26 protein-coding genes are annotated in these 26,764 nt (G+C 65.9%); 16 read left to right on the top strand and 10 right to left on the bottom strand.

Annotated elements, in window-relative coordinates; genetic code table 11:
- The first annotated feature begins 100 nt into the window (after window positions 1-100).
- The gene (locus W7S_RS09130; protein ID WP_008255454.1) at window positions 101-1,261 is read left to right on the top strand and encodes an acyl-CoA dehydrogenase family protein; all 1,161 of its coding nucleotides are present in this window, start codon (window positions 101-103) and stop codon (window positions 1,259-1,261) included.
- On the opposite strand, the gene W7S_RS09125 is transcribed toward W7S_RS09130, so the two are convergent.
- Entirely contained in the window at window positions 1,250-2,044 is a 795-nt protein-coding gene (locus W7S_RS09125) for a TetR/AcrR family transcriptional regulator (protein ID WP_008255452.1), read from the bottom strand. The two genes, W7S_RS09130 and W7S_RS09125, sit on opposite strands and share 12 nt — an antisense overlap.
- A 300-nt stretch (window positions 2,045-2,344) precedes the next feature.
- Between W7S_RS09125 and W7S_RS09120 the strand changes: the two genes are divergently transcribed.
- The gene (locus W7S_RS09120; RefSeq protein ID WP_008255450.1) at window positions 2,345-3,532 is read left to right on the top strand and encodes an amidohydrolase family protein; all 1,188 of its coding nucleotides are present in this window, start codon (window positions 2,345-2,347) and stop codon (window positions 3,530-3,532) included.
- 16 nt (window positions 3,533-3,548) lie between these two features.
- Here the strand turns inward: W7S_RS09120 and W7S_RS09115 are convergent, their stop codons facing one another.
- Genes W7S_RS09115 through W7S_RS09100 form a run of 4 tightly spaced genes read right to left on the bottom strand, consistent with a single transcriptional unit; the run spans window position 3,549 to window position 7,514 of the window.
- Entirely contained in the window at window positions 3,549-4,376 is an 828-nt protein-coding gene (locus W7S_RS09115; RefSeq protein WP_008255447.1) for an enoyl-CoA hydratase/isomerase family protein, read from the bottom strand.
- A gap of 41 nt (window positions 4,377-4,417) precedes the next feature.
- Entirely contained in the window at window positions 4,418-5,497 is a 1,080-nt protein-coding gene (locus W7S_RS09110) for a hydroxyacid dehydrogenase (protein ID WP_008255445.1), read from the bottom strand.
- A gap of 16 nt (window positions 5,498-5,513) precedes the next feature.
- The gene (locus W7S_RS09105) at window positions 5,514-6,629 is read right to left on the bottom strand and encodes a TauD/TfdA family dioxygenase (RefSeq protein WP_008255444.1); all 1,116 of its coding nucleotides are present in this window, start codon (window positions 6,627-6,629) and stop codon (window positions 5,514-5,516) included.
- Window positions 6,630-6,671: 42 nt separating this feature from the next.
- The gene (locus W7S_RS09100; protein WP_020822155.1) at window positions 6,672-7,514 is read right to left on the bottom strand and encodes an HpcH/HpaI aldolase/citrate lyase family protein; all 843 of its coding nucleotides are present in this window, start codon (window positions 7,512-7,514) and stop codon (window positions 6,672-6,674) included.
- A gap of 35 nt (window positions 7,515-7,549) precedes the next feature.
- On the opposite strand from W7S_RS09100, the gene W7S_RS09095 reads away from it, so the two are divergent.
- The gene (locus W7S_RS09095; protein ID WP_008255442.1) at window positions 7,550-8,692 is read left to right on the top strand and encodes an acetyl-CoA acetyltransferase; all 1,143 of its coding nucleotides are present in this window, start codon (window positions 7,550-7,552) and stop codon (window positions 8,690-8,692) included.
- Window positions 8,693-8,694: 2 nt separating this feature from the next.
- Window positions 8,695-9,099, top strand: coding sequence for a Zn-ribbon domain-containing OB-fold protein (locus W7S_RS09090; protein ID WP_014711344.1), 405 nt, complete (start codon window positions 8,695-8,697; stop codon window positions 9,097-9,099).
- Window positions 9,100-9,117: 18 nt separating this feature from the next.
- Here W7S_RS09090 and W7S_RS09085 read toward each other — a convergent pair whose 3' ends face one another.
- Window positions 9,118-10,641, bottom strand: a complete 1,524-nt coding sequence (locus W7S_RS09085; RefSeq protein ID WP_008255440.1) for a class I adenylate-forming enzyme family protein — start codon at window positions 10,639-10,641, stop codon at window positions 9,118-9,120.
- 116 nt (window positions 10,642-10,757) lie between these two features.
- Here W7S_RS09085 and W7S_RS09080 point away from each other — a divergent pair, with 116 nt between their 5' ends.
- Window positions 10,758-11,624, top strand: coding sequence for an SDR family NAD(P)-dependent oxidoreductase (locus tag W7S_RS09080; protein ID WP_020822153.1), 867 nt, complete (start codon window positions 10,758-10,760; stop codon window positions 11,622-11,624).
- A gap of 9 nt (window positions 11,625-11,633) precedes the next feature.
- Here W7S_RS09080 and W7S_RS09075 read toward each other — a convergent pair whose 3' ends face one another.
- Window positions 11,634-12,467 (bottom strand): enoyl-CoA hydratase/isomerase family protein, encoded by an 834-nt coding sequence (locus W7S_RS09075; protein ID WP_008255438.1) that lies wholly within the window; start codon window positions 12,465-12,467, stop codon window positions 11,634-11,636.
- A 92-nt stretch (window positions 12,468-12,559) separates the two neighbouring features.
- On the opposite strand from W7S_RS09075, the gene W7S_RS09070 reads away from it, so the two are divergent.
- From W7S_RS09070 to W7S_RS09015, 11 genes are all read left to right on the top strand, one after another.
- Window positions 12,560-13,810 (top strand): hypothetical protein, encoded by a 1,251-nt coding sequence (locus tag W7S_RS09070; protein ID WP_008255437.1) that lies wholly within the window; start codon window positions 12,560-12,562, stop codon window positions 13,808-13,810.
- Between the two features lie 4 nt (window positions 13,811-13,814).
- A complete protein-coding gene (locus W7S_RS09065; RefSeq protein ID WP_008255435.1) occupies window positions 13,815-14,621 on the top strand; it encodes an enoyl-CoA hydratase/isomerase family protein in 807 nt (268 codons plus the stop codon).
- Between the two features lie 13 nt (window positions 14,622-14,634).
- The gene (locus tag W7S_RS09060; protein ID WP_008255433.1) at window positions 14,635-15,882 is read left to right on the top strand and encodes an acyl-CoA dehydrogenase family protein; all 1,248 of its coding nucleotides are present in this window, start codon (window positions 14,635-14,637) and stop codon (window positions 15,880-15,882) included.
- Window positions 15,879-16,694: an enoyl-CoA hydratase/isomerase family protein gene (locus W7S_RS09055; protein ID WP_008255430.1), complete on the top strand. Its 816-nt coding sequence runs from the start codon at window positions 15,879-15,881 to the stop codon at window positions 16,692-16,694. Before W7S_RS09060 ends, W7S_RS09055 begins: the two co-directional genes overlap by 4 nt.
- Window positions 16,691-17,491, top strand: a complete 801-nt coding sequence (locus W7S_RS09050; protein ID WP_008255428.1) for an enoyl-CoA hydratase/isomerase family protein — start codon at window positions 16,691-16,693, stop codon at window positions 17,489-17,491. Before W7S_RS09055 ends, W7S_RS09050 begins: the two co-directional genes overlap by 4 nt.
- Window positions 17,488-18,951, top strand: coding sequence for a class I adenylate-forming enzyme family protein (locus W7S_RS09045; protein ID WP_008255426.1), 1,464 nt, complete (start codon window positions 17,488-17,490; stop codon window positions 18,949-18,951). Before W7S_RS09050 ends, W7S_RS09045 begins: the two co-directional genes overlap by 4 nt.
- A gap of 339 nt (window positions 18,952-19,290) precedes the next feature.
- Window positions 19,291-19,977 carry a hypothetical protein gene (locus W7S_RS09035; RefSeq protein WP_008255422.1) on the top strand — a complete coding sequence of 229 codons (687 nt, stop codon included), beginning with the start codon at window positions 19,291-19,293 and terminating at the stop codon, window positions 19,975-19,977.
- Between the two features lie 34 nt (window positions 19,978-20,011).
- Window positions 20,012-20,416, top strand: coding sequence for a hypothetical protein (locus W7S_RS09030; RefSeq protein ID WP_008255421.1), 405 nt, complete (start codon window positions 20,012-20,014; stop codon window positions 20,414-20,416).
- A gap of 1 nt (window position 20,417) precedes the next feature.
- Window positions 20,418-21,023: an SDR family oxidoreductase gene (locus tag W7S_RS09025; RefSeq protein ID WP_008255420.1), complete on the top strand. Its 606-nt coding sequence runs from the start codon at window positions 20,418-20,420 to the stop codon at window positions 21,021-21,023.
- Entirely contained in the window at window positions 21,020-21,778 is a 759-nt protein-coding gene (locus W7S_RS09020) for an SDR family NAD(P)-dependent oxidoreductase (RefSeq protein ID WP_008255419.1), read from the top strand. The genes W7S_RS09025 and W7S_RS09020 overlap by 4 nt, the downstream gene beginning before the upstream one ends.
- Window positions 21,779-21,843: 65 nt before the next feature.
- A complete protein-coding gene (locus W7S_RS09015; RefSeq protein ID WP_008255418.1) occupies window positions 21,844-23,028 on the top strand; it encodes an amidohydrolase family protein in 1,185 nt (394 codons plus the stop codon).
- Between the two features lie 18 nt (window positions 23,029-23,046).
- Here W7S_RS09015 and W7S_RS09010 read toward each other — a convergent pair whose 3' ends face one another.
- Genes W7S_RS09010 through W7S_RS09000 form a run of 3 tightly spaced genes read right to left on the bottom strand, consistent with a single transcriptional unit; the run spans window position 23,047 to window position 26,764 of the window.
- Entirely contained in the window at window positions 23,047-24,609 is a 1,563-nt protein-coding gene (locus W7S_RS09010) for a class I adenylate-forming enzyme family protein (RefSeq protein WP_008255416.1), read from the bottom strand.
- A complete protein-coding gene (locus W7S_RS09005) occupies window positions 24,606-25,808 on the bottom strand; it encodes an acyl-CoA dehydrogenase family protein (RefSeq protein WP_008255413.1) in 1,203 nt (400 codons plus the stop codon). The genes W7S_RS09010 and W7S_RS09005 overlap by 4 nt, the downstream gene beginning before the upstream one ends.
- Complete coding sequence (locus tag W7S_RS09000) at window positions 25,805-26,764, bottom strand: acyl-CoA dehydrogenase family protein (protein WP_008255411.1); 960 nt, start codon at window positions 26,762-26,764, stop codon at window positions 25,805-25,807. Before W7S_RS09000 ends, W7S_RS09005 begins: the two co-directional genes overlap by 4 nt.

Raw genomic sequence — 26,764 nt, 5'->3', positions numbered from 1 at the left:
TCGCCCCGTCACGTGCGGATATGGTTACTCTCAAAATTGAGATTAACATTGCCATGCGTACCGTCCTGGGCCGCGTGCCACGACAGATTGGCGTGCATACATGCACTTTCAGCTCGATACGGAGACCGAGACCTACCGCGACGGACTCCGTGCCCACTTGCACGACGTGTTGACCCCCGAATTCGAGGAACGCATCTACCGCAGCGGGGTCGCACACGACGACGAGTTCGCCAAAAGTCTCGTCGAAAAGGGCTATTTCGCTCCGGCCTGGCCCGTCCAGTTCGGCGGACAGAGCCGCAACGCCTGGGACGATCAGGTCGTCAAAGAGGAACTGATGCGGTATGACGCGCCGGTGTACCTCTCCGAGACAACCAGGATGGTGGCGGCGATCATCCGTCAGATCGGCACCCCCTTCTTGAAGGACCGCATCCTCACCGGAGCCATCAACGGCGACATCACCATTGCGCTCGGCTTCACCGAACCCGAATGCGGGTCGGACGTCGCGGCGGCCGCCACCCGCGCCGTGCGCGACGGCGACGGGTGGGTGATCAACGGCTCCAAGATGTTCACCACCAACGGTCACCTCGCCGACTTCGTGTTCCTGCTTGCGCGCACGAACCCGGACAAGCCGAAACACAAAGGCCTGACGATGTTCCTGGTGCCGGGCGACTCTGATGGCTTTGCGGCACAAGCCGTATGGACGCTTTCCGGGGAACGCACCAACATCACCTTCTACAGCGACGTCCGGATCGGCGACGAGTGGCGCATCGGCGAAGTCGATGGCGGCTGGCAGGTGCTCAGCCTGTCGCTGCAAGACGAGCACGCGTCCGGATGGGGGCCGCACCTGATCCGGCTGCTGCACCATGCCGAGCATTGGGCAACCACCAGCGCGTCCCGCGACGGCTCACTGCCGATCGCCAATACTGACGTCCGGCGCCGGCTCGCCCGCGTCGCGATGGAGGCTGAGGTGTCGATGCTGCTGCAGCGCCGGTGCGTGTGGATGGTCGAGCAGGGCGACATACCTGTGGCCGAGGGGTCGATGTCCAAGGTGTTCAGCACCGAGGCGCTCGAGCGTGCCAGCCAGGACGTGTTCGAACTCGTCGGCCCGGACGGTCTACGCAGCTACCTCGAGCCGACCGCTCCCGAACGCGGGCGGTTTGACCACTCGCTGCGATTCTCGTTGGGCACGACGATCTATGCGGGCACCAGCGAGATCCAGCGCAGCATCATCGCCCAGCGCGGGCTCGGCCTACCCCGTTAGTTTCTTCGGCCGTCCGGCCCGTCCGCCGGCTGCGGCACGCGGCGCCTTGCGCGCCGGCTTGGCTTTGACGTCCGACGCGGGCGGCGTGACGGCCTGTTTGCACCACGCCCACAACTGGTCCTCCGTCAGCTTGGAACCCTTGCCGCCCAGATGAAAAACGCCGATTTGAGCGAGCGCCGTCAGCGTGGTGTTCAGCAACGTGGTCAGCTGCGCGGGGGTCAGATCCGTGCGTACCAGTCCGGCCCGAGCACACGACGTGAGGATCTTGGTCAGCAGCTTCAGGTGCGGCTCCCAGACCTTTGCGAAGTCGTCCGGCCGCTCGATCTCCAGGCTCAGGTTGTAGATCGTCATGACCCGGCCCCCGACGGCTTCCGACGACTCCGCGCGGGACAGAACGCCCCGGCAGAAAGCCTCGAGTTGCTCCATCGGACCGTCGGCGGCCGCGACCTCGTGGCGAATGTCCTCGGTGAACTGACTCGTGACGTTCTCGTAGAGCGCCAACATCAGTTCTTCTTTACCCGCGAAGTGTTGGTAGAACGCTCGCAGGCTGAGATTCGACCTGTCGATGAGGGTCTGGATCGTGAAATCGGCCTTGCCCGACTCCTCTACCAATTCCAGCGCGGTGGCCAGGAACCGCGAACTGCGCGCGAGAGCACGCGCTCTGGCAGAACTCAGACGCCGCTCGATCGTGCGTTGCTGCCACGAGCCGTGCAGCTCGACGTTGTTGTCGACCAATTCCAAGCCGGTTTCGGGATCGGGGCCGGCGGGCTTCTTCGTAGGCATAATGCGAAAAAGACTACCCGCCCGACGCGGAAAATGTGCGATCTACCTACACGTGCATGTTGATTCTCACTGCGGGTAAGTGATTACTGCCGGCATCGGCCCCGAAGGTTCGACGGCGGCCCGCAGTGGGGCGGTTCTCCCAGCGCCGGTACGCCTCCGAGGTACCTTGGTCCGACGACAGCCCAGAGGTGCCCCGGCGCGCCGGGCCGCCTCATGCGGTACCGTGGAAACGGTCATTCTCATTTCCGAATCCGTGTGCCACTCACTGAAGCCATGGGCCGTTCTCGAAGGAGTGCAGCGTTGAGCGCAGACATCCTCATCGTCTCGCCGGACGACCATCTGGTGGAGCCGGCCGATTTGTGGACCAGCCGGCTGCCCGAGCGCTATCGCGACATCGGCCCGCGGATCGTTCGCACGCGCGGGCGCATGGATCCATCCGTCACGTCCGATGTGGCTTTCGTCGAGGACGACGAGGGCCGCGACGCGGACATCTGGCACTACGAGGACGCGGTTATCCCGATCCCGCTCATCAGCGCGGCCGCCGGCTATGAAATCGACGAACTCACCACCGACCCCATCACCTATGACGAGATGCGCCCCGGCTGCTACCGTCCCGCGGATCGGCTCGCGGACATGGACATTGCCGGCATCGAAGCCTCGGCCTGCTTTCCCAACACCCTCGTACGCTTTTGCGGCCAACGCTTCCTGTACGGCAAGGACAAGGAGCTCGCCAGGCTCTGTGTCGAGGCCTACAACGACTTCCAGATCGACGAGTGGGGCGGCAGCTCGAACGGTCGGCTGATCCCGCTCGGCATCATCCCGCTCTGGGACGTCGAGCTCGCCGCGAAAGAGGTCGAAAGGGTGGCCGCCCGGGGGATGCGCGCGGTGTGCTTCTCCGAGCTGCCCTCTCGCCTCGACCTGCCGTCCATTCACAGCGGCTATTGGGACCCGTTCTTCGCCGCGTGCGAGCGAAATCAGGTGGGGATCATGCTCCACATCGGATCGAGTTCTTCGCTGACCAAGTCCTCCCCCGACTCCCCGCATGTCGTGACGAGCGCACTGATGGCCGTCAACTGCACCATCGCCATGGTCGACTGGTTGTTCTCCGGCAAGCTCATGCAGTTCCCCGGCCTCAAGCTCGCGTTCGCCGAGGCACAAGCGGGCTGGATCCCCTATTACCTGCAGCGTGTCGACGAGGTCTGGGAGGACCGGCGCGCGTGGGGCGGCATCCACCCCCTCTTGACCGAACCGCCGAGCAGCCAGGTGCCCGGACGAGTGTGGTTCTCCACCTTCGGCGATCCGGTCGCGTTCCGCATCCTGGATCTGGTCGGGCCGGACCAACTCATGTTCGAGACCGATTACCCGCACAACGACACGAACTGGCCGCGGAGTCTCGAGGTCGCAAACAAGGCGACGGAGGGCCTGGACGAGGACACCAAGCGAAAGGTGCTGTCCACCAACGCAAAGAACTTCTTCGGGATGGTGTAACGCAGCCGGTCGAGCCCTACAGCGCCTTCCACTGCGGCTGGCGCTTCTCGAGGAAGGCGCGCGGCCCCTCGATGGCATCCTTCGTCAGCGCCACCTTCATCCGGTAATTCTCGGCGAGCAGTTCCGCCTCGTAGATGGGCATCGTCAGACCTTTGCGCACGGCCATCCGTGAACCACGCACCGCCAGCGGTGCATTCGAATTCACGATGTCGGCGATCTCCCAGGCGCGCGCCATGAGCTCATCGTGCGCGACCACTTCGGTGAAGACGCCCAAGTCATAAGCGCGCTGCGCGTCGAGCTTTTCGTGCTTGCCCATCAGGATCAGCCGCATCGCCACGGGCAGCGGGAGCACACGGGCCAGCCTGACCCCCTCGCGCCCGGAGGTCACGCCGATGCTGACATGCGGGTCCATCAACGTCGCGCGCTCGGACGCGATGGTGATGTCCGCCGTGGTCACCAGGTCCATTCCCGCCCCACAGGCGATGCCGTTCACCGCGCAGATGATCGGCTTGGTCATCTGCAGCCACGGCGGCGTCGCCTCCTGCGGGGCGTCCCACTGCCGCATCGAGCTGAGGATGGGTTCGCCCTGGTTGTCGATGCCTGCCGCGTTCTCCATGTCGTGGTCGGCGGCCTTGTTGACGTCGGCTCCGACGCACAACGCACGGCCGGCACCCGTGATGATCACGGTCCAGATATCTTGCGAGCGTTCGATTTCCGCATAAGCCACCGCGAGTTCGGCGATCATCTCGTCGTTGATCGCGTTGAGCACCTCAGGACGGTTGAGGGTCACGCAGGCGGCATGGCCCCTGACCTCGACCTCGATCGTGTCGTAGTGTGTCGCCAAGTCACGGTCCTTCTCTCACACTCGTTGGGGGGTAGTCGTTTTCACTCCGCCGCCGCGGGGACGCGCGCGGTCGGGTGAACACCAAGGATGTCGTGGAATCGTTCGCAATAGCGAGGCCAGACTTGCGGGTTCAACAAGCGAGGCGGCATGCGGCCTTCGAAGATCGTCTGCCACTGAGTCGCGGTGGCGACGGCGATGTCCCGCGCGGCCTCCACCGTGATGCCCGCGGTGTGCGGCGTCGCAACGACGTTGTCGAGTTGCAGCAGCGGGTTGTCCTGCCGGGGCGGCTCCTCGTGGAACACATCGAGGCCCGCGCCGGCGATTCCGCCGCTGACGAGCGCGTCGAGCAGCGCCGCCTCGTCATGAACAGGCCCGCGCGCCGTGGTGATGAAGAAGGCGGTCGGCTTCATCGCGGCGAATTGCGTTCTGCCGATGAGCCCGCGCGTCTCGCTCGTCAGCGGGCACGTCACCTGCACGAAGTCCGAACGTTCGACGAGCTCGGCGAGCGTCACCTGCTGCACACCGCGAGACCGCGCGGTCGTCTCGTCGAGGTACGGATCGAAGACCAGCACCTCCATGCCGAACGGCGCACACAACTCGACGAGGCGGCCCCCGATAGCACCGAGCCCGACGACACCGAGCGTCTTGCCGAACAGTTGAGTTCCCCGCAGGGCCAGCCGATCGCGAAGCGGACCGCTCCGTAGCGCGCGGTCGGAGACGGTGATCTTCTTGGCGAGGTCGAGCATGAATCCCAGGGCGTGCTCGGCCACCGCCTCCGCTCCCGGCCCAGAGTTGTTGCACACCGCTATCCCCGCGCGGGTGCACGCGTCGACATCGATGACGTCATATCCGGCTCCTGCCGAGCAGACGGCCAGCAGGCACGGGCAGCGCGCGATCAATGCCTCACCGGCCAGCCACTGTGCGCCGTCGGCCACGGAGGCAACATCGGTTCGCGTGGCGACTTGATAGCCGTGCGCGGACTCCAATGCCGCCCAGCCTGATTCGGCGGGCGCGGTCAGATCGAGTTTGACGATATCGATGCCGGACAGTTCCAGGACGTCCGCTGCGGCGGGGTCAGTCCACCGCTCGACGACCAACCGCGGTCGTGGCGCGCCGGTCATCTTTGTCGTGCGCCTTTCATGGCCGTGCCTTGGGTTTGGCCTGTGCCGCCTTGAACATGTCGGCCAGCGCCGTGTCGACGTTGCGGTAGTCGTTGCGCGCGATCGCGCCGTCGCGCCCGGGCACCACGTCGTATCCGAGCCGCAGATCCTTGTTCTCCATGTGGAAGTACTCGCGACCGATCGGCAGCCGACGATCTTCGCGCGGGACCTCCATCCAGGCGCGCAGGAAGCAGCGGGCCTTCTTGGGGTCGTCGCTGCTGACGAAGTCCGACCGTGAGTGGCACATCGCGAAGTTGTTGGCCACCGCCGCTTCCCCGGACTCCAAACGGAATTCGACCTGTTGGTCGACGAGTATGTTGCGCAGCAGCTCGACGGCCTCTTCTTGCTTCGGGGTGAATTCGCGCCCGAGCGTCTTCATGGCCGGCAGGATGCTGCTGTAGGTGAAGTTGATGCAGATTCGCCCGTTGATCTGGGAGAAGACCGGGACGTTGTAGGGCGTGACATCGGGCTGGTCATCGGGTTGTTCGCTACGTCGGTGGTGCGGAAAGCCCTCGTAGAGCACGTCGAGCAGATCGGGGCGTTCGGCCAGGATCCGATTGTGCGCGGCCGGGCCGCTGGCGAACTGGCTTTCGCCGCCCTGGGCCGCCGGGTAGACGCACAGCAGCGACAGGATGTCGGCGGCGTCGTTGTGCATCGCGAGTTCGGCACGAGACTTCGTGCCGCGAGCGGGTTGCACGCCGCCGGGCAGGATCTCTTCCTGAACGCGCACCATGCGGTGACCGAAGGAGTTGTTCGACACCAGATAGCCGAGGTGCGTGCAGAACGCCCAGTAGATGCGCTCGAGGTCCTCAATCGAATGCTGCTCGACCGGAAAGCCGCGCACGCAGGCCAGGCCCTTGCCGAACATCAGATCGTGGTAGAGCCGCGCCAGATCGTCGTCGAGGTCGGGGTGCCGAGCATCCTCTGGCGTGATGTCATCGCGGTCCTTGTTCGCCGTCTTGGCCAGGATCGATTCCAGCGCAGCCACATTGCGGGCGGACAGGTCGAAGGCGAAGTCTTCCTTGCTCGTGAAGTCCGCGCCGGTCCACGCCATTGGGTCGGTGACGCGTTCGGTGTAGATGGCTGTCGGCATCCGGTCCTCCTGTTGTGTGGGCGTCACTCTCGGTGATCGTTGTCAGTGGTCGCGGTGGCCCTGCAGTCCGCGAAGCGCTTGCGCACGGGCTGAGGCTGCCTCGGTCATCATCCCGACATCAGTCCCCGCCGAGATGAATCGCAATCCCAGTCCCACGAATCGATTCAGCAGGTCAACCGACTTTATTCCGGCAATACCGAGCGCCACGCCGTGCCTACGACAAGCCGCCGCGACCGATTCTACTGCACTGTGGAAATGATCATTCTCATACTGTCCATGGACGCCCATTTCGGCGGTCAGATCGCTCGGTCCGATGAGAATCATGTCGACGCCGTCGACGGCGGCGATGGAGTCGGCTGCTTCGACAGCTTCCGGGGTCTCGATCATCACGGCCACGACCGTGCGCCGTTCGAGCAGCTCCACCAATTGGGGCGCTGTTCGCGGTGCGTATCCGCTGACCGCGTTGGGACCCGAAATGGACCGGTTGCCGATCGGTGGAAATCGCGCGGCCTGCACGACTCGTTCGGCCTCCTTCTTCGAATTTATATGCGGCACAATAACTCCCACCGCGCCGCCGTCCAGGACGCGCGCGATGACGCTGGGATCGTTAGACGGCACCCGCACCAGGCCGGAGATCCCCGCGCCGAGCGCGCTCGCGCACAGCATCTGCGCGGTATCCAGGGACGTCGATGTGTGTTCGAGATCGACGTACACCGCGTCGTATCCACACGCCGCAGCGATCGCCGGAACGTCGGGCGTGCGCGCGTGGAGCAGCGCGAGGCACAACACCAGCGTCTCTGCCCGCAAGGCGTCCCGCAGCGCCGTCGTCATAGGCTCACGGTAGCCGACCGAGAATAACGTTTCCACAATATTGTCAACGGTCATTATCGGACGCCACGTCGATGTGATAACCATGAGCTATGTCATCGAACCGCGTCGCCATCGTCGGCGCAGCCTTGTCCGACTGCGGCCGGGTGCCCGACAAGACCGCCATGGCGCTGATGGCCCAGTCCTCGCGGCGGGCGGTCGCCGATGCGGGGCTCACGAAGGAGGACATCGACGGTTTCGGCGGGCACGGAACGTTGCTTCCCCCCGTGGAAGTCAGCGAGTACCTCGGTCTGCGTCCTACCTGGGTCGATGCGACCAATGTCGGCGGATCCTCCTGGGAAGTGATGGCCGGCCATGCCGCCGCCGCGATCGCGGCCGGCGAAATCGAGGTCGTTCTGTTGACCTACGGGTCGACCGCACGCTCCGACGTCAAGCGACAGCTGCGCGCGTCGGCTGCCGTGATGGCAACCGGCGGTGCCCTGCAGTACGAGGCACCCTACGGCGCGACCCTCATCGCCAAGTACGCCATGGCAGCCCGCCGGCACATGATCCAATTCGGCACCACCGTCGACCAACTGGCCGAAGTCGCCGTCGCGGCCCACGAGTGGGCGGCCATGAACGACAACGCATTTGAGCGAGACCGCATCACCGTTGCCGACGTCGCGGCCGCGCCGCTACTGGCGGAGCCGTTCACCTCCAAGCATGTGTGCCTGCGCACCGACGGTGGCGGCGCCGTCGTGCTCGCCAGCGAGCGCGTCGCCAGAGATTGCGCGAAGGATCCGGTGTGGATTCTTGGCTCGGCGGACGCGACGTCGCACGTCAGCATGGGCCAATGGCCCGATTTCACGACATCGCCGGCGGCGCGCTCGGGGCCACCCGCGTTCGCGCGGGCGGGGGTCAGCCCGGCCGACATCGATGTGTGTCAGCTCTACGACTCCTTCACGTCCACCGTCCTGCTGACCGTGGAGGACCTCGGCTTCTGCGCCAAGGGAGAAGGCGGCCCCTTCATAGAGTCCGGAGCGCTTCGCCCGGGCGGGTCGCTGCCGACCAACACCGATGGCGGAGGCCTGGCGTCGTGTCACCCGGGTATGCGAGGAATGTTCCTCATGGTGGAGGCGGTGCGGCAGTTGCGCGGTGAATGCGGAGCGCGTCAGGTCGCCGACGCCAGGTTGGCCTGCGTCCACGCGATGGGGGGCTTTTTCACCCACAGCGCCACAATGATTCTCGGGAGGTAGCGATGACGGCTCCTGATCGCCCCACCATCGACGCCGACGGTCAGGCGTGGTGGTCAGCCACGCAGGACCGCCGGCTGTTGGTGAATGCCTGCCGGTCCTGCGGTCGCAAATCGTTGTACGCCCGGCCGTTCTGCCCGCATTGTTGGGCTGAGGACGTCGAGTTGGCGCCGGCAACCGGTCGCGCGCGGCTCTACACGTGGAGCGTTATCCACCACAACGCCGCACCTTTTGACACGCGCACGCCGTACGTGCTGGCGATGGTCGACCTCGAGGAGGGACCGCGGCTGATGACGGTCGTGGAGAATTGCCGCGTCGAAGATTTGCGCGCCGACATGCAATTGGTGATCGCCTTCCGCGACGACGAAGACGGATTCGTCGTCCCGGTCTTCCGTCCCGCTGCCGACTAGGTTCGGCGGCGGGATCTCTCATCCGGTAGTGGCGAGACGGTCGGCGAGCAGCCGCTGCCGCCCGACCGACCGCGCTTCGAGTTTGGCGCGGTCGACTTTGCCGTTGGCGTTGACGGGCAGCGGCTCGTCCCAGAAGACAAGTTCTTCGGGCAGTTTGTATTTCGGCAATCCCTCCGCGCCCAGGGTCCGGGTGATCTCGGCGAGCGAGATCTCGACGCCGGGTTCGAGCACGACCGCCATAGCCAATCGCTCACCGGTGGTGGGATCGGAAACGGAATAAGCGGCGCATTCGCGTATCCCACCGATCCTCGAGACCGCTTCCTCCACTTCGGCGGCCGGGATCTTCAGCCCGTTACGAATCACGATGTCCTTGATCCGGCCGACGATCCGAACCCGGCCGCCGACCACCTCCGCCACATCACCGGTGCGGAACCACTCCCCCTCGAACGCGTATTCGTCGTCCTCGGCGTCGGTGTAACCGAGAAACGTGTGCGGACCCTTGATGCAGCACTCGGTGGGTTCGGACTCGGATCCGACGCGCACGTCGACGTCGCCGAGCGCCACACCGTCGTCGGCATGGCGGATGTCTCGGGGTTCGGTCCGCAGACCGGACGTGCTGACCGGGGTCTCCGAGGATCCATAGGCGCGCATCACAACGATGCCGAACTCGTCTTCGATGCGTTCGACGATCCGCCGGTCCAGCATCGTGCCGCCCAGGTACACCGCGCGTAATGGGACGACGGCGCCGCGCGCCACGGCCTGGTCGAGCATCCGGTCCAGCAGCCGGTCCGGGCCCCCGTACCAGGTCGCACCCGAGCTGACCAGGAGGTCGCAGGTCGCCGCCGGGTCCCAGCGATCTTCCAGAATCACCGGAGCCGCCAGCATCGGACCGATGAACAGCGCCTGCAACACGCCGGTCACCGACGCGAGCGGGCTGATCAAGAAGATCCGGTCGTCGGAACCCAGGCCCGCCGCCGCAATGTAATTCGCCGAAGCCTTGGCCAGCGTGCTCAGCGAATGAATCACGCCCTTGGGCCGCGCGGTTGTGCCCGAGGTGTAAAGCACAAGGCACGGCTCATCGGCTGACCGCGCCGACCGCGGCGCCTGGGTGGTACCCGTTCGGCCATCGTCACCGAGTTCGATCCAATCGCAGCGACCGGACAGCTCCGGGTCGGTGATCGTCGCCCAGTTCGGCGCTACGCCGAATCGTGCACCGGTGCGGGTGAGGATGTCGGCGATCTGCGTCGCCCCGGCACTGCGCGGCACGAGCAGAACCACCGCGTCCACCCGCAGCGCCGCGTGGACCGACACCACCGAGTCCACGTCGTTACCGACTACCACGACGATCGCGCCACCCGGAACAAGGCCGGCGTCGACCATCGCTCGGGCGGCCGAGTCGATGCGCTTGTCCAGTTCCCCGTAGGTCAATTCGGCGCCGCGATCCGCGACGGCAAGCCGGGCAGGGTGCCGCGCCGCGGGGGGTCCCACCAGGTCGATCGGCTCCGCCGTCCAGAAACCGGCCGCTCGGTAGCGGGGCCGCAATTCTTCGGCTCTGCGGCGCGCATGTCGTAGCAACTCAGCCGGGCCAGTCATGAGCCTCCTCCGGCGCCTCGGATGCAAATGGTTGTTCTCGGTTAGGTAAATGTAACCTCTCACGCATGCATTCAATGACTTTTGACAACCAGGTAGCCATCGTCACGGGGGCAGGCGGCGGACTGGGCCGATGCCATGCACTCGAGCTCGCCCGCCGCGGCGCCCGGGTCGTGGTCAACGACCTGGGCAGTTCGGTGGACGGCGACGGGGCGTCGATATCGGCGGCCCAGGCCGTGGTCGACGAGATCACCGCGGCCGGGGGCACCGCGATCGCCAACGGCGACTCGGTGGCCACCGAGGAGGGCGGTGCGGCGATCGTGGCGGCCGCGCTGGAGGCCTTCGGGCAGGTCGATGTGCTGGTGAACAACGCGGGGATTCTGCGCGACGCGGCGTTCAAGAACATGACCGCCGAGCAGGTCGACGCCGTCATTGCCGTGCACCTTTCCGGCGCATTCAACGTCACGCGGGCGGTGTGGCCGATCATGCGGGCGCAGAATTACGGCCGAATCGTTCAGACGACTTCGGGCACCGGCCTTTTCGGAAATTTCGGTCAGGCCAACTACGGCGCCGCCAAGATGGGCCTGGTCGGCATGATGCACGTTCTCGCCATCGAAGGCGCCCGCAACGGCATTGCCGTCAACGCCATCGCCCCCATAGCGCGGACCCGAATGACGGAAAACATCATGGGCGACGCCGGCAAGGCCATGCATCCCGAGCTCGTCACCCCCGTCGTGGTCTATCTGTGTCATCGGTCCTGCGACCGCACCGCGCACATCTACTCGGTGGGCGCGGGCAAAGTGTCACGGGTGTTCATCGGAGTCACCAAGGGAATCGAGGACACGGCGCTGACCGCGGAGTCGGTGGCGTCGTCTATCGACGAGATCGACGACAGCGCCACGTTCACCATTCGGGGCGGACCCATCGCGGGCTGACGCGGAAGGTCAGCGGCCGAGGAACTTGGGCTTCCGGCGCTCGGCGAACGACGCCAGGCCTTCTTGCAGGTCCGCCGTGCGCGACACCACCTCCTGCGCCCAGGCCTCCTGCTCGAATGCGCGGTGCCGATCCGACTCCGACGACACCGACAGCAGCCGCTTGGTCAGCGTCAGCATCACCGTCGGGCCCGCGGCCAACCGTCCGGCGAGTTCCTCGGCGACCGCGTCGGTGTCGTCCGGCGCGGTCACGCGATTGGCCAGTCCCAGCCTTTCGCAGGCGGCCGCGTCGACCGGCTCACCGAGCATCAGTAATTCGGTCGCCTTGCGCAGGCCGACGATCCTCGTCAGGAGGTGGATGGCGCCGGAATCCGGCAGGATTCCGCGATGCACAAACGCCTCGACAAGCTTTGCCTCCGTTGACATCACGACGAGATCGCAAGCCAGAACCAGGCTCGCGCCCGCCCCGGCGGCCGTGCCCTTGACCGCCGCGATCACCGGCTTGTCGCAGTCGAGAATGGACGCGACCAGCCGCTGCCAGCCCTGCTGAAGCATCCGCGCGATGTCACCCGGACGTTTTTGCACCGGCTCGACGGCGGCCCCGGCGCCCGCCGGTTGCGGTGCGAGGCCGGCCCCGGCGCAGAAGTGCCGGGTGCCGCTGGCGCTCAACAGCACCGCGCGGACGGCGGGGTTGTCATTGGCCCGTACGAAGGCTTCGGTCAGTGCGTCACGCGCCAACGGAGACAATGAGTTTCCTGTTTCCGGGCGATCTATTGTCACCCGCGCGACGCCATCGGCGCCGATCGCACACACGATTCCGGACGCTTCTTCTGACATCTCGTTCACCCCTGCGTTAACGGCGTTTCCGTTTTTCGGGTATCTTAATTTCCACCTTGTCCGGGCGACGACACGGGCCGCCACAACGAGGAGGCAATCCGATGGGGCAGACGGGGCGGATCACCGACGAGGGATTGGCCAGGTTGCGGGCTACCATCGGCATTGCCGTCCCGCACACGCAGCCGCCGCACTACTACCGCCCCAACGAGGACACGTTTCGTCACGTCGCCGAAAGCTACGGTGACGCCAACCCGCTGTGGGCCGATCCCGACTACGCCGCGAAGTCTGTATGGGGAGAGTCTGTGGCCCCACCCGCCCTCGTCGGCGGCGACACGCTGATCGGGGAGGACGAAGTCACGACACTCTCGGACGAGGACCGCGCACTGACCAAGGGCGATCCACTGCGCGGGGTGCATGCCTTCTACGCCTCATCTGCTCGGGAATGGTGGGCGCCGCTGCGCGCCAACCACCGCGTCTTCAGGCGCAATGCCCTGGTGGCCGCGCTCGACAAGAGCAGTGAGTTTGCCGGCCGCGCCATCCACGAATGGTCCGCCCAGGTGTTCCGCGACGACGAGGGTACGATCTTGGGCGGCCAGTACCGCAACATGATTCGCACCGAGCGCAACAAGGCGCGCGGCCGAAAGAAATACGAAGCCGTCCAACTCAAGACGTGGACCGCTGACGAGATAGCCGAGCTCGACGAACGCTACGGGCGCGAACGCCCGCGCGGCGCCGAGCCGCGGTGGTGGGAAGACGTCGACGAAGGCGACGATTTGGGGTCGCTGACAAAGGGTCCGCTGACGGTCACCGACATGGTCTGCTGGCACGTCGGCATGGGTATGGGCATGTACGGTGTGCGTCCGTTGAGACTGGCGTGGCGGAACCGGCAGCGCATCCCCCGCTTCTACACGCCCAACGAGCACGGCGTCCCCGATGCCCAGCAACGCGTGCACTGGGAGCCCGACGCCGCGCGCAACGCGGGCAATCCCACCACGTTCGACTACGGGCGCATGCGCGAGACGTGGTTGATCCACTTGTGCACGGACTGGATGGGTGATGACGCCTGGCTGTGGAAGCTCGATTGCGAGTTTCGTCTGTTCAATTACGTCGGCGACGTCCACACCGTCACCGGTACCGTCGTCCGCAAGTACCTCGCCGACGGTGAACGCCCCGCCGTCGACCTCGAACTCGCGGCGACCAACCACCGCGGCCAGATCACCGCGCCGGGACACGCGACCGTCCTGCTGCCCAGCCGCGACCGAGGGCCCGTGCGCCTGCCCGACCCGCCGGGCGGCGCGACGAACCTCGGCGAATTGCTGACCGCCGTAACGGAACAGTTCGCCGAGCGCTGAGCACATGAGTTACCGCAGTGTTCCCGGCCTTCTGGCCGAACAGCAGGGCCCGACCCTGCGGCTGACCCTCGACCGCGCCGAACGCCGTAATGCCGTCGACGACGCGATGCTGGACGCGATGATCGGTCATCTGGTCGATGCCGGCACCGACGAATCGGTGCGGGTCATCAGGATCGACGCCACCGGACCGGATTTCTGCGCGGGCGCGGACCTGATCGCCAACAACGCAAAATCCGAACGGAAACCACGCGTGGGCAGCACGCAGCGCCGCCTACCGAACAAGGCAAATCGGCTGATTCCGTTGATGCTTCAGACGCAGGTGCCCATTGTCGCCGTGGTCCGAGGTTGGGCGATCGGCCTGGGGTTCCACATCGCGCTGGCATCGGACTTCTGCGTCGCCGCCGACGACGCCCGGTTCTGGGAGCCGTTCATGGCGCGCGGCTTCACCCCCGACAGCGGCGCAGCCTGGTTGCTGCCACGGCTCATCGGATTGGTACGCACCCGACAGCTGCTGATGCTCGGCCGGGAAATCGGAGGAACGTGCGCCGCCGAGTGGGGCATCATCCACGGCGCCTGCGCATCCGACGAATTGCCCTCGGTGGCCGAACAACTCGTCAAAGAACTGGGTGAAGCGCCCACGGTTTCGCTCGGACTCACCAAGTGGTTGCTGCACAGCGCCAACGGCCTCGACCTTGACCGCCATCTCCAAAACGAGGCATTGGCACTCGAATTGTCGAGTCGCAGTGAAGATTTCAAGGAAGGCTTGGCGGCCTTCCGCGACAAACGCGGCGCAGCATTCAAGGGCCGCTGAAGAGGTTGAGATCATGACGCAACTAGCGATCGACCCTGACACGCCGGTCGACGATGCGGTGGCGGCGGTGCGGCAGTGGACCGAGGCCGAGGTTCCGGCCGCCTGGCGCTCGGCCGCGGCCAAGGACCCTGCGACCCTGCGGGCGGTCCGCAGCCCCGCCGATTACCAACAGTGGTATCCGACCTTCGCCGAATCCGGCCTAGTCGTACCCACGTGGGCGCGTGAACACGGCGGCCTGGGTGTTGGCAATGAAGTCGCGCGCGCGATCGATGAGGTGCTCCGCCCGCTTCGCCTGACGCGTCTGAATCCCTTGGGGCTCAACAATGCGGCGGCAGCATTGTTCAGCCACGGTACCGAGGATCAGCGGCTGCGCTTCCTGCCGCCGATCGTGCGCAACGAGGAGAAGTGGTGCCAGCTCTTCAGCGAGCCTGGCGCTGGCTCCGACCTCGCGTCGTTGGCCACCCGCGCAGTGCGCGACGGTGATTCCTGGGTGATCTCCGGTCAGAAGGTGTGGACCACGTGGGCCGACGAGGCGGATTTCGCGATCCTGTTGGCGCGGACGGATCCCGAACAGCCCAAGCACAAGGGCATCACGTACTTCCTGCTCGACATGCACCAGCCGGGCGTCGAGGTGCGACCGCTTCGCCAGATCACCGGCGAGGCCGAATTCAACGAGGTCTTCCTCGACGGAGCGCGGGTGCCCGACGTCCACCGCGTCGGAGCCGTCAACGACGGCTGGCGCGTGAGTGCGTCGACGCTGTCCAGCGAGCGACAGATGGTGTCGGGTTCGAGCTCGGGTGGGATGGGCCGCCTCGGCGGGTCGAGCGCCGAACGGCTGATCATCCTCGCCAGGGAGACCGGACGCTGGGCAGATCCCGTGATCAGGAACAAGGTGATGCGCTTGTGGGCGCAAGAGCGGGTACGCGGCTGGACCAATGAGCGCGTGCGCGCCGCGCTTTCGGCCGGCCAGTCCCCCGGCGCGGCCTCGTCGATCGGCAAGGTGCACCAGGCCACCATCAATCAGCAGATCCAGGACCTCATGGTCGATCTGCTGGGCACGGATGCGATCGCCTGGCCCGCCCACGACGATCCGGACGCTCTGCCGCGGGATGTGCAGGGCATGATGCGCAGCCTCGCCAACGGCACCGAGGGCGGCACCACCGACATCAACAAGAACATCCTCGGCGAACGCGTGCTCGGCTTGCCGAAGGAGCCGGACCCCTGGAAGGGCAAGCCCTGGAAGGACATTCCCCGTTCGTGAGCGCCTATGAACGCTTGATCGTGTCCAAGGCCGACGGGATCGGATGGTTGATCCTCGACAGGCCCGAGGCGGGCAACGCCTTCGACGCGCTGATGCTCGACGAGCTCGAGGCCGCCTGGGCCGACCTCGATACCGATCCGGACGTCAAGGTGATCGTCAACGCCGCCAACGGCAGGGCGTTCTGCACCGGGATGGACGTGGTCCAGGTCGCGCGGGACAAGGCGGCCATGCGACGACACTCCCGCCGAACCAGGGATGCCGAGCTGAAGATCTCGTCCTGGCACTGCGACGTGTGGAAACCGGTGATCGCCGCGGTCAACGGGGTGTGCGCGGGAGGGGGCCTGCATCTGGTCGCAGACGCCGACATCGTCATCGCCGCCGAGCAGGCGTCCTTCACCGACCCCCACGTCTCCATCGGGCAGGCCGTCGCGTACGAGGCGATCACGCTGTTGCGCAAGTCGCCGATGGAGGCCGTCCTGCGAATGACGCTGAGCGGCAAGGGTGAACGCATCTCGGCGCAGCGTGCCTACCAGTTGGGCATTGTGTCCGAGGTGGTGCCGGCCGATCAGCTCCGCGCGGCGGCGGGACGTCTCGCAGCCGCGATCGCCACGAATTCGCCGACCGCGATACGCACCACGAAGAAGGCGCTCTGGCACAGTTTGGAAGTCGGCATGACGCAGGCGCGCAGCGACGCCGCCGAGGAGATCTGGCGGCTCCGCAATCACCCCGATCATGCCGAGGGTGTCCGCGCGTGGCGCGAGAAGCGTGCGCCGCAGTGGCAACCGCTGCCCGACGTAGCGGAGGTTCCATGACATACCACAGACTCATCGTCGAACGGCGCGGTCCCGTCGGATGGATCATCAACGACCGCCCTGACCGTCTCAATGCCTACGACGCCGTGATGCGCGAGGAATTCCCCAGGGCATGGGCGGAATTGAACGCCGATCCGGACGTCCGCGTCATCGTGCACACGGGAAACGGTCGGGCGTTTCAGGTGGGTGCCGATGTCGAGGACCTCGACGGCGAGGCCGTGCAGCAATTCCAGGAGACCATGCGCACACTGGATCTGAAGCTGAGCGCCTGGCACTGCAATGTCGAGAAGCCGGTCATCACTGCCGTCAATGGGGTCTGCGCGGGCGGCGGACTGCACTGGGTGGCCGACGCCGACATCGTCATCGCGTCGTCGGATGCGACCTTCGTCGACCCCCACGTCTCCATCGGTCAGGTCAGCGCGCTGGAGACCATCGCACTGATGCGAAAGATGCCCGCCGAAGCCGTGTTACGAATGGCGCTCGTCGGGAGTCACGAACGGCTCAGTGCCCAGCGCGCGTACGAACTCGGCATGATCAGCCAGGTGATCGACCCGCCCGCCAAGCTGCGTGCCGCCGCCCAGGAGCTCGCCGAGAAGATCGCCAAGAACTCACCGGCGGCGATGCGCGCCACCAAGCGGGCGCTGTGGGGCGCGCTCGAATACGGCCTCACCGATGCGTGCCGCGAAGGTGCGAAACACCTGACATCGATGTGGGGCCATCCGGACCAGAACGAGGGCCCCCTGGCCTTCGCGGACAAGCGAACTCCGAACTGGGCTCCCCTAGAGGCTGATTCGTGAACCTCGCAACGCTGCTGGACGGTCTGCCCGACATCGCGGTGCACACGGTCGGCGCCGAGGTATCCCGTGACGAGCTGTCGGCCAGTGCCCAGCAACTCGGCAAGCTGCTCGCCGAGTCCGGGCTGGTGACGGGACAGGTCGTCGCCGCGATGCTGCCCAACGACGCCACCACCATCGCCGCGCTGTTCGGCACGTGGCACGCCGGCGGCGTGTACACACCCCTGAACCCCAGGGCGGCCGATCCCGAGATCCTCGCCCAGCTGGAAACGCTGCGCCCCGTTGCCATCATCACGACCCCCGCACTCGCACAACGTTTCTCGACTCATCACCTGCCCGTAATCGCCGGCGAGGCGCTGTCGTGGACCAGGGTCGCGTCGTCAGGCCACCCGGCCGACGAGCCGTGCTACGACGACGACGTCGCGCTGCTGCAGTTCACGTCCGGCACCACGGGACCGCCGAAGCCGGTGCCGCTTCGTCACAGCACGGTGCTCGATCTGATCGACCGGCTGCTGGCCAAACTTCGCGGCACGAAACCTGGCTTGGAAAACGCGTCGGCCCCACCGAAGCGGCCCCCCATGCCGAACCTGGTGCCCTTGTCCTTGTCGCTGTGGGCCGGCATCTACCAGGTGCTGTTCGCGTTCCGGGCCGGTTCGGGCGTCGTGCTGATGGACCGGTTCTCCCCGACGGATTTCGCCGCGCTGGTCCGGCGCCACCAGCTGCGATCCACGGTGCTGCCGCCCGCGGCGCTGACCATGGTTCTGCACGACGACTCGGTGGCCGACCTCTCGCCACTGAAGATCGTGCGGTCGATCACCGCTCCCCTGTCGCCCGTGCAGGCGCGCCGGTTTCGGGACAAGTTCGGGGTGATAGTGCTGAACTCCTACGGCCAGACCGAACTCGGGGGTGAGGTGGTGGGCTGGTCGGCCGCCGACGCCCGGGAGTGGGGCGAGACCAAACTGGGTTCGGTCGGCAGGCCGCTGCCCGGCATCGACGTCACAATCGCCGACGACGAGGTGATGGTCCGCACGCCCACGACGGCCGCCCGGAAGATCGATCCAGCCTTCCTGGACCGGCTCACCGACGACGGCTGGTTCCACACCGGCGACCTCGGCTGGTTCGACGACGACGGCTTTCTGTGGCTCGACGGCCGAGTCTCGGACATGATCAATCGTGGTGGCCTCAAAGTGTTTCCCGGCACGGTAGAGGACGTCCTTCTGGCCGCCGACGGAGTGCGCGAAGCCGCCGTCGTCGGCGTTCCGGACGAGCGGCTCGGGGAGGTGCCGTGGGCGTTCGTTGTCAGAGGCGATGAGTCGGTCTCCGACGCCGGCCTCGTGTCGTGGTGTCGAGAGCGTCTGACGCCCTACCGGGTTCCGGTACGCATCGTGTTCGTCGAACAGCTGCCCCGCAACGATGTCGGCAAGGTGGTCAAACGCGATCTCGCTGCGCTCGCGGACATGTGACCCTATCTCTTGAACGCCTCCGCGGCGGAAACGATTGTTCTCATTAGTGAGAGTGATGTTAACGTTTGGTGGCAAGTCATCGCTTCGGTAGGAGGGTCTCATGTGGCAGGAACTGGTCCGACTGGCTGTGACCTGGGCAGTGATGTGCGGGCTTGTCGCATTCTTCTACTGGATGCTGGCCAACATCGGCACCTTCTGATAGACGCAGGAGACACAGTGGACGAGCAGGATCGACGACGCAAACGTGGATTGATCGCGTTCCAGGTCTTCATCTACGGAGTGCTGATCGCGATGTTCGCGATCCAACTCCAGATGTATCTCACGAGGGATTGGTGATCAATGACGAGTCCAACCCGATCGCTCGCCACCGACGAGCACGAGGCACAAACGCGTGAGATGCAACGGCGCGCGGATCGATGGTGCATCGCCGGCACCGCACTCATGGGCACCCTCGTCCTCGGAGTCGTCGGCCTGCCCCTATTTTGCCGAGGCATCTATCTGTTGAGAAAGGCGCAGCGCGACGGGTTGTCGGTTCGGCCAATGATGGTCACGCTCATCGGATACGTCATCATCCTCGACGGTGCGATCAACAGCATCGGCTGGGCGCTCGACCTGTTCGCCAACCACGCCCTGATCACCCGCACCGTCTTCACCGCGTGGGGCAACTGGATCGACGCCGGCTATTTCTGGCATTACAACGAACTCTGGATCGGCGGTGCAGGCGCCCCAGGGGAAAAGGCGTGGGTGATGGTCTGCGTCCTGATCGTGTTCCCGATGCGGATCGCGGCCGCGATCGCGTTGCTGCAGATGAAACGTTGGGGACACCAGTGGACCATCGTGACGTGCTGGTTCGGAGTGATCGTGTGGACCGGCTACATCTTCAATATGACGATGTACGCCGACGTCCGCTATACGGCAGTCGGGCTACCGGTCCTCGGGTGGTGGGCATTCAACATCTTCTACGTGACGCCGTTCCTCGCGATCCCGTACCTGCACACCGTCAACCGAGAGATCTTTTCCGACTAGCACCGAAGGAGGGACCGCCGTGTCTAATTCCACTGTGGAGACCGAGGATTCGGTCGAGCCGTTGCCGGTCGGAACCACCCCGACGTGGGCGCGAATGCACAAATGGCTCAAACGCGGGCTGTACGTCTGCCTGTTCGGGTTGGTCATCGAGGGCTCGTTGACCGTACCTGTGATGGCGGTCTGGTACGGCTGGCCAACCCTATCGCTGACCGAGATCTGCAGTGAGCTCATGAAGGTGCGCTTCTCCGACGAGAGTCTCCAATGCCAACAGCCCTATCCACTCGGCGGGCCCCCGTTCGGGGGAGCACCCGAAGCGGCCGGCCAGCACACCGCCCGCGACGACTGGGGCATCCAACCGAAGCCCCGGTACGTGCGTATCGGGTTCAGGGAGTTGGTGAAAATTCACGATGACCGCCTAGCGCGCCAGCCGAGTCGATGACGTGGCGTCGCCCACGGTCGTCTTGGGCGCGGCCGACGGCCTGGCGCGCGAGCTGGCAGACGGACTCGATGGCATCGTCGCGGCACCCGGGCGTGGACTGGCATCGGGCATCACCGGAGCGGTCGTAGTCGTCGGTACCGATGCGACCCCGCGGCCGTCCGACGCGGTCGGCCTCAGTGGCGAGGAGTGGGATCACATCGTCGACGGGATGATGTGGTCCGCGCTCGCTGCGCTCCAGCGGGCACGGTCCGCGTTAGCACCGCACGGGGGACGAATCGTCGTTGTCGTGCCGACAATCGGCATGGCGGGTGCGGCCCAACTGGTGGCGTACACCACCGCGGTGGAAGGCATCCGCGCGATGGCGAAATCCGCGGCGCGGCAATGGCAGCCCGAAGGCGTGTCCGTCAACCTGGTCGCGGCCCCTCTGCGACTGTTCGCGCCCGAGATGGACTCGTTTACCGCGCACCTCACCGCGGCTGTGGTCCACGACGATTCGACGCTTCTCCACACCGTCGTCGAGGCCGTGAAATTCCTCTTGCGGCCGGATATCGATCACCTCGTCGGCGAGACGATCGTCGCCGACGGAGGGGCGGTGATGCTGCCATGAGCCTGCACGGTCTCACCGCGCTGGTGACGGGTTCGGGCGCCGGCGTTGGTCGTGGCATCGCGATGGCTCTCGCCTCGGCGGGGGCGCACGTCGTCGTCGCCACCCGGTCCGAGACGGGGTTGGCCGTCGCCGAGGAAATCACCGCGCGGGGCCAGAATGCGACGTGGGCGCGATGCGATGTGACCGACGGTGACGCAGTGACGGGCGCGATAGAGCTGTCCCTGGCGACCACCGGGCGGCTCGATGCCGTGGTGCACAACGCCACGAGCAACGCCTCGAGCCAGCCGCACCAACTGGCTGATGTAGATCGTTCCGTTTGGGGCGACCACTACTCGGTGTCACTTCGTGGAGCGCACTTCTGCGCCGTTTCAGCATTTCCCGCCTTGAGGAAGAGGGGCGGCACCTTCCTCGTCATGACCTCACCCGCCGGCATCGAAGGCAGCGCGACCCTGCCGCTCTACGCAACCATGAAGGGCGCGTTGCGCGGTTTCGCCAAGAGCCTCGCGCGGGAATGGGCCCCTCACGGCATCACGGTGAATGTTGTTTCACCGCTGGCATATTCACCCGCGATGACCTTGGCGATAAGCGCCGATCCGGCGATGGAGGAAAGGCTGGCACGCCGAATCCCGCTGGGACGCATCGGAGACCCCGAAAGCGATATCGGCTCAGCCGTGGCATACCTTATCGGTCCCGCCGCTCGCTACGTCACCGGGCAAACCCTCGGAGTCGATGGCGGCCATTTCACGAATCTCTGAGCCCCTTCGCTACAGATACCAACGTTCGCTATGATTGAGAATCACTATTCTCACGCCTGCTGGAGGTGCTGGTGAGCGACGACAAAGCGTTCGAGGTCTGGGACGCCGACAACCACATGTACGAGACCATCGACGCCTACACGAGGTATCTGCCGGAGAAATACTCCGAGGCGCTGAAGTTCATCGACGTCAACGGGCGCAAGAAGTTGCAGATCTTGGGCACGGTCACGGAGTGCATCCCCAACCCGACATACGAGGTGATTCCCACCCCGGGCGCCTGGTCCGATTACTTCCGGGGCATAAACCCAGAGGGCAAGACGTTGCGGGAGCTCGCCGAACCGATCCGCTGCCCCGATGAGTTCAGGCGGCCCGACCTACGCCTGGCGCTGATGGACCGGCAGGGCGTCTACGGCGCCGTGATGTTCCCGACGACAGCGGGCATGCTCGAAGAAAGGACCAAATCCGACACCGAGCTCACCCACGCGGTCACGCATGCGTTCAACCGCTGGCTGCTTGATGACTGGACGTTCAACTACCAGGACCGGATCTTCCCCGTTCCTGCGATCTCGCTGAACGATCCCGCGCTGGGCGTGCAGGAACTCGAATGGTGCCTGAACAATGGCGCCCGGACGGTATTGATCCGGCCGGCACCCGTTCCGCGCGAGGACGGCACGTCGCGGTCACCGGCGCTGCCGGAGTTCGACGATTTCTGGCGACTGGTCGAGAATTCGGGTATCTCGGTGCAGATGCACAACTCGGACTCCGGCTATGAGCGCTACGTCGACGACTGGGAGGAAGCTACGGAGTTCAACGGATTCGCGCTGAGCAAGCTGCGGGGTTTCATCTACGAGGAGAGCCGAAACATCTTCGACACTCTTGCGGCGTTCATCGCGCACGGGGTGTTCGAGCGCTTCCCCGGGGTACGCATCGGCGTGGTCGAGAACGGCGGCTCGTGGGCACACCGCCTGTTGGACGTGTTCGACCGCGTATACCGCAAGAGGCCATACGACTTCAGCGAGCATCCCTGCGATGTCTTCCGCAGACACGTGTGGATCAATCCGTTCCACGAGGAGGACATGTCGCACCTCGTCGACATCCTGGGTGCGGATCGGGTGATGTTCGGCTCGGACTACCCGCACCCCGAGGGGCTGGCCGAGCCCGCGGATTTCGTCAAGGAGCTCGAGGGTCTTCCGGAGGACACCAGGGCACGAGTGATGGGCGGCAACCTCAAGGAGCTCATCGGCGTCTAGCGGGCCCGATGAAGTGCTTCAGCCGAACCGCGCCCGCAGCTCGGTCTTGAGGACCTTGCCGGTGCTATTCCGGGGCAGCGCATCCACGATTTCGAGTCGTTCGGGCGTTTTGTGCTTGCTCAGTCCCCGCGCTTGACAGTGTTCGAAGACCGACGAAAGCGTCACCGCCACACCCGGGCGCGCGACGACGACAGCGCAAACACGCTCGCCGGTCCGCTCATCCGGCACCCCGATGACGGCCACGTCGGCCACCGCCGGGTGGCTGGCCAGGACACCCTCGACCTCCAAGGCCGAGATGTTCTCCGCATTGCGGATGATCGCATCCTTGATCCGGCCGGTGACGACGACGTTGCCGTCGTCGTCGATGCGGCCCAGATCTCCTGTGCGAAACCATCCTTCGGCGTCGAACGCGTGGGCATCCAGAGTTGCGTCGACGTAGCCGAGGAAGCACTGCGGCCCCTTGAGCTGCAACTCCCCCTCCGTGCCACGCGACACCTGCTGTCCAGCTTCGTCGACGACCCGTACCGCAACGCCGGGCACCGGTTTGCCGACGGTGTGATCCAGCAGCTCCGCCGGACCGTTCGGCGCCTGAGAGGTGGCGACCGGAAATTCGGTCAAGCCCCACGCATTGGCCACGCCGTCGACCGAAAGCGTTTGTCGCACTTGGTGACCGAGCTCGGCGGTGATTGGCGCACCCCCTCCGACGCAGCCCCGCAGATCGGGGTAGAGCGGTTCGTCACCATGCTTCGCCTGCGCCGCCATGAAGGCGACGAAGAAGGGCGTCGCGCTGCCCAGCAGAGTCGGGCGGTGCGCCGCGATGGCGACGGGGGTCTCGACGGGGTCGAAGGCGTCGAACAGCACCAGCTTCATCCCGGTGAGCAGGGCCGCGGCGAGCATCGCGGCGCCTCCGATGTGCGAAACCGGAAACGCGATCGGGTTGACGTCGCGACTGGACGCCCCGACGATCCCGATGACCCCTGCCGAACCGGCGATGACCGACCGGTCGCAGTGCCGCGCTCCTTTCGGTGCCGCCGTCGTGCCCGACGAATAGTAGATCCACCGCGGTTCCTCGCCGCCGCGCGGCGGTGGAGGCAGCTCTTTTGGTTCCCCCACAGGCAGCCGAAGTCCGCCGGTGACGGGTGCGTCGTGGTCGACGACCACGACGGTCATGTGCCGCTCACCGGCACGTTCACGGGCGAGCTGATACGCGAGCGCGGTGTGGTCGAAGTCGCGCCACAATCCCGGGACGATGATGACTTCGGTCCCGAGTTGTGCTGTCACAAACCGCAGTTCGCTTTCGCGCCATATCGGCAGCACCGGGTTCTGCACCGCACCGAGGCGCGCCAGCGCCGTCATGACGACCATCGTCTCCAGCGTGGTCGGCAGTTGCCAGGACACCACCGTGCCCGCACCGATCCCCCGCTGCGCCAGCGCCGCCGCACAAGTCAGTGCGGAGTCCCGCAGCTGCGCGCACGACAGGCTGCGCCCATAGTCGTCCGCGAGGACGACCCAGTCGGGGTGCGCCCGCGCGGCGGTCTCCACCAGGGACCAGTAGGTCTGCGCCGCAGGACGTGAGGTCATCGGCTCGGCAGGTGCAGTCGGCGCTTGGCAAGAATGTTGCGCATCATCTCCGAGCTGCCACCGGATATCGTGTAGGCGCGCGACCACAGCCAGCATTCGCGCAACCGTTGTTTGGCCTGCCCCAGTTCATGGATTTCGCCGCCGACGACCGCCGTCGACGCCGCCAATTCCGCGCCGTAGGCCGCTACTCGGTGGTATGTCTCGGCGAAGCTCAACTTCGCGATCGAGCCGTCACCCGGTTGTTCGTCGCCCGATGTCAGCCGCTCCACGTGATCGTCGATGAACGCCTTGGCCACTTCGACCTCCATGGCCAACTCGGCGACCTTCTGGCGTATGTCGGCGGACTCCAGCGCGGGTGCGCCGTCGACCTGCGCGTGGCGGGCCACGACGACCAGATCATCGATCAGCAGTTCCAGCAGAACGACGTTTCCACCGATGCCGAATCGTTCAAAGTCCAGGCCCGCCATGATGATCGACCAGCCGTCGCCCGCCGCGCCGATCAGGCTCTCGGCACCGACGCGGACTCCGGTAAGGAAGACCTCATTGACCTCGATCGCATCACCGATCGTGCGGATCGGACGAACCTCGACGCCGTCTGCCGAGAGCGGCACGGCGAAGACCGACAGGCCGTGGTGGCGCGACGACGCCGGGTCGGTGCGCATCAGAGCGAGGCCCATGTCGGCCCAGTGGCCGTCGGTGATCCAGGTCTTCTGCCCGTCGAGGCGCCAGCTGCCGTCGCCTTGCCGCGTACCGCGGCTGCGCACTCCGGCGATGTCGCTGCCGGCCTCGGGCTCGCTGAGCAACTGGCACCAGACATGTTCGCTGCGCCGAATCGATGGCAGCAGCATTCGTTTCTGCTCGTCGGATCCGAAGTGCAGAAGGACATGGGCGGCCAGGTTCACCTGGTCCACCGGGCGCGGCGCGCGGGCGCGCAGGATCTCCTCGCTCACGATGCGGTCGTGCAGCGGGTGGTAGTCGTCGCGACCGCCGTATTCGACCGGCCAGTCCGCACCGGCAAACCCCGCCTCGAACAAGCCGGCGAACCACGTGCGCAACAGGGCTTCCTGCTCGGCGGTCTCGGGCGCTCGGTGGCCTTCGCGCGCCTCGATCGCCGGTGCGTGTTCGGCGATGTGTGCCCTGACGCGATGCCTGAACTCGGTCAGCTGCGCCTCGGTGGGCCGGTCGACGAAAGCGCTCACCAGCCGGACACCTCCGCCAGCAGCGCGCGACTCGACCGCGCCGTGCCGATCAGGTGAGAGTTGGTGAAGACGCGACGCAGTTCGTAGTGCAGCGGGTACTCCCAAGTGAATCCGATGCCGCCCGACAGTTGCATGCATTCGTCCACGGCGGCCGATGCTTTCGCCGCCACGAACGCGTGCGCGGCCGCCGCCAGGGCGGTCGCCCGTTCGTCGCCGGAGGCGATGGCGCGCGCCGCTTTCATGATGACGGCCCGGGCTTTGACCTCGAAGACCAGCAGCTCGACGAGCCGGTGCTGAATCGCTTGGAAGCTCGCGATCGGTGCCCCGAACGCCACGCGCTCCCGCAGGTATGCCGTCAGACGTTCAAGGGTCATCGAGGCGGCGCCCAAGGAGTCGGCGGAAACGAGCAGCCGAGCCACGGCCATCAGCTCTGTGGCCCTGCCGGGCGGCCCGATCAGGGTGCTGGGCGCGTCGGTGAGGTCGATACGCCAGACCGTTCTGGTGACGTCGAGCAAGTCGCCGTCCAGCACCGTCCGCGCGGGATCCGGGTCACGAATCAGGTGAATTCCGTTGCGTCCCAGAAGCACAATGATGTCGACTTCATTGCCGCGAATGATCCGTGCGGAGGCGTCCGCGGCGGCGAAGCCCGCTACCGTCGTGCCGGCGAGCAGACCGGGGAGCAACTGTTCCCTCACATCGGCGGGCGCCGAGGCAAGCGCGCCGGCCGACATTGTGGTACCGAACCATGCCGACCTGTCGTTCGCTCGTCCGAGTTCTTCGGCTATGACGCACGTTTCGACGGGACGCCAGCCTGCGCCACCCGCCTCCTCACCGACGAGCAGCGCGGTCCAGTCCATCGCGGCAAGGTCCTTGACGGATTCCTTTTCGCCGCGCTCGGCCAAAAACTCCCGCGCAGACCCGCGCAGCAGGTCGAGGTCGACGTCGTCGTCTGCCAT

It is taken from the genome of Mycobacterium sp. MOTT36Y (assembly GCF_000262165.1).
In the GTDB taxonomy this organism is placed as follows: Bacteria; Actinomycetota; Actinomycetes; order Mycobacteriales; family Mycobacteriaceae; genus Mycobacterium; species Mycobacterium intracellulare.
This window is presented reverse-complemented; position numbering and strand designations above follow the sequence as displayed.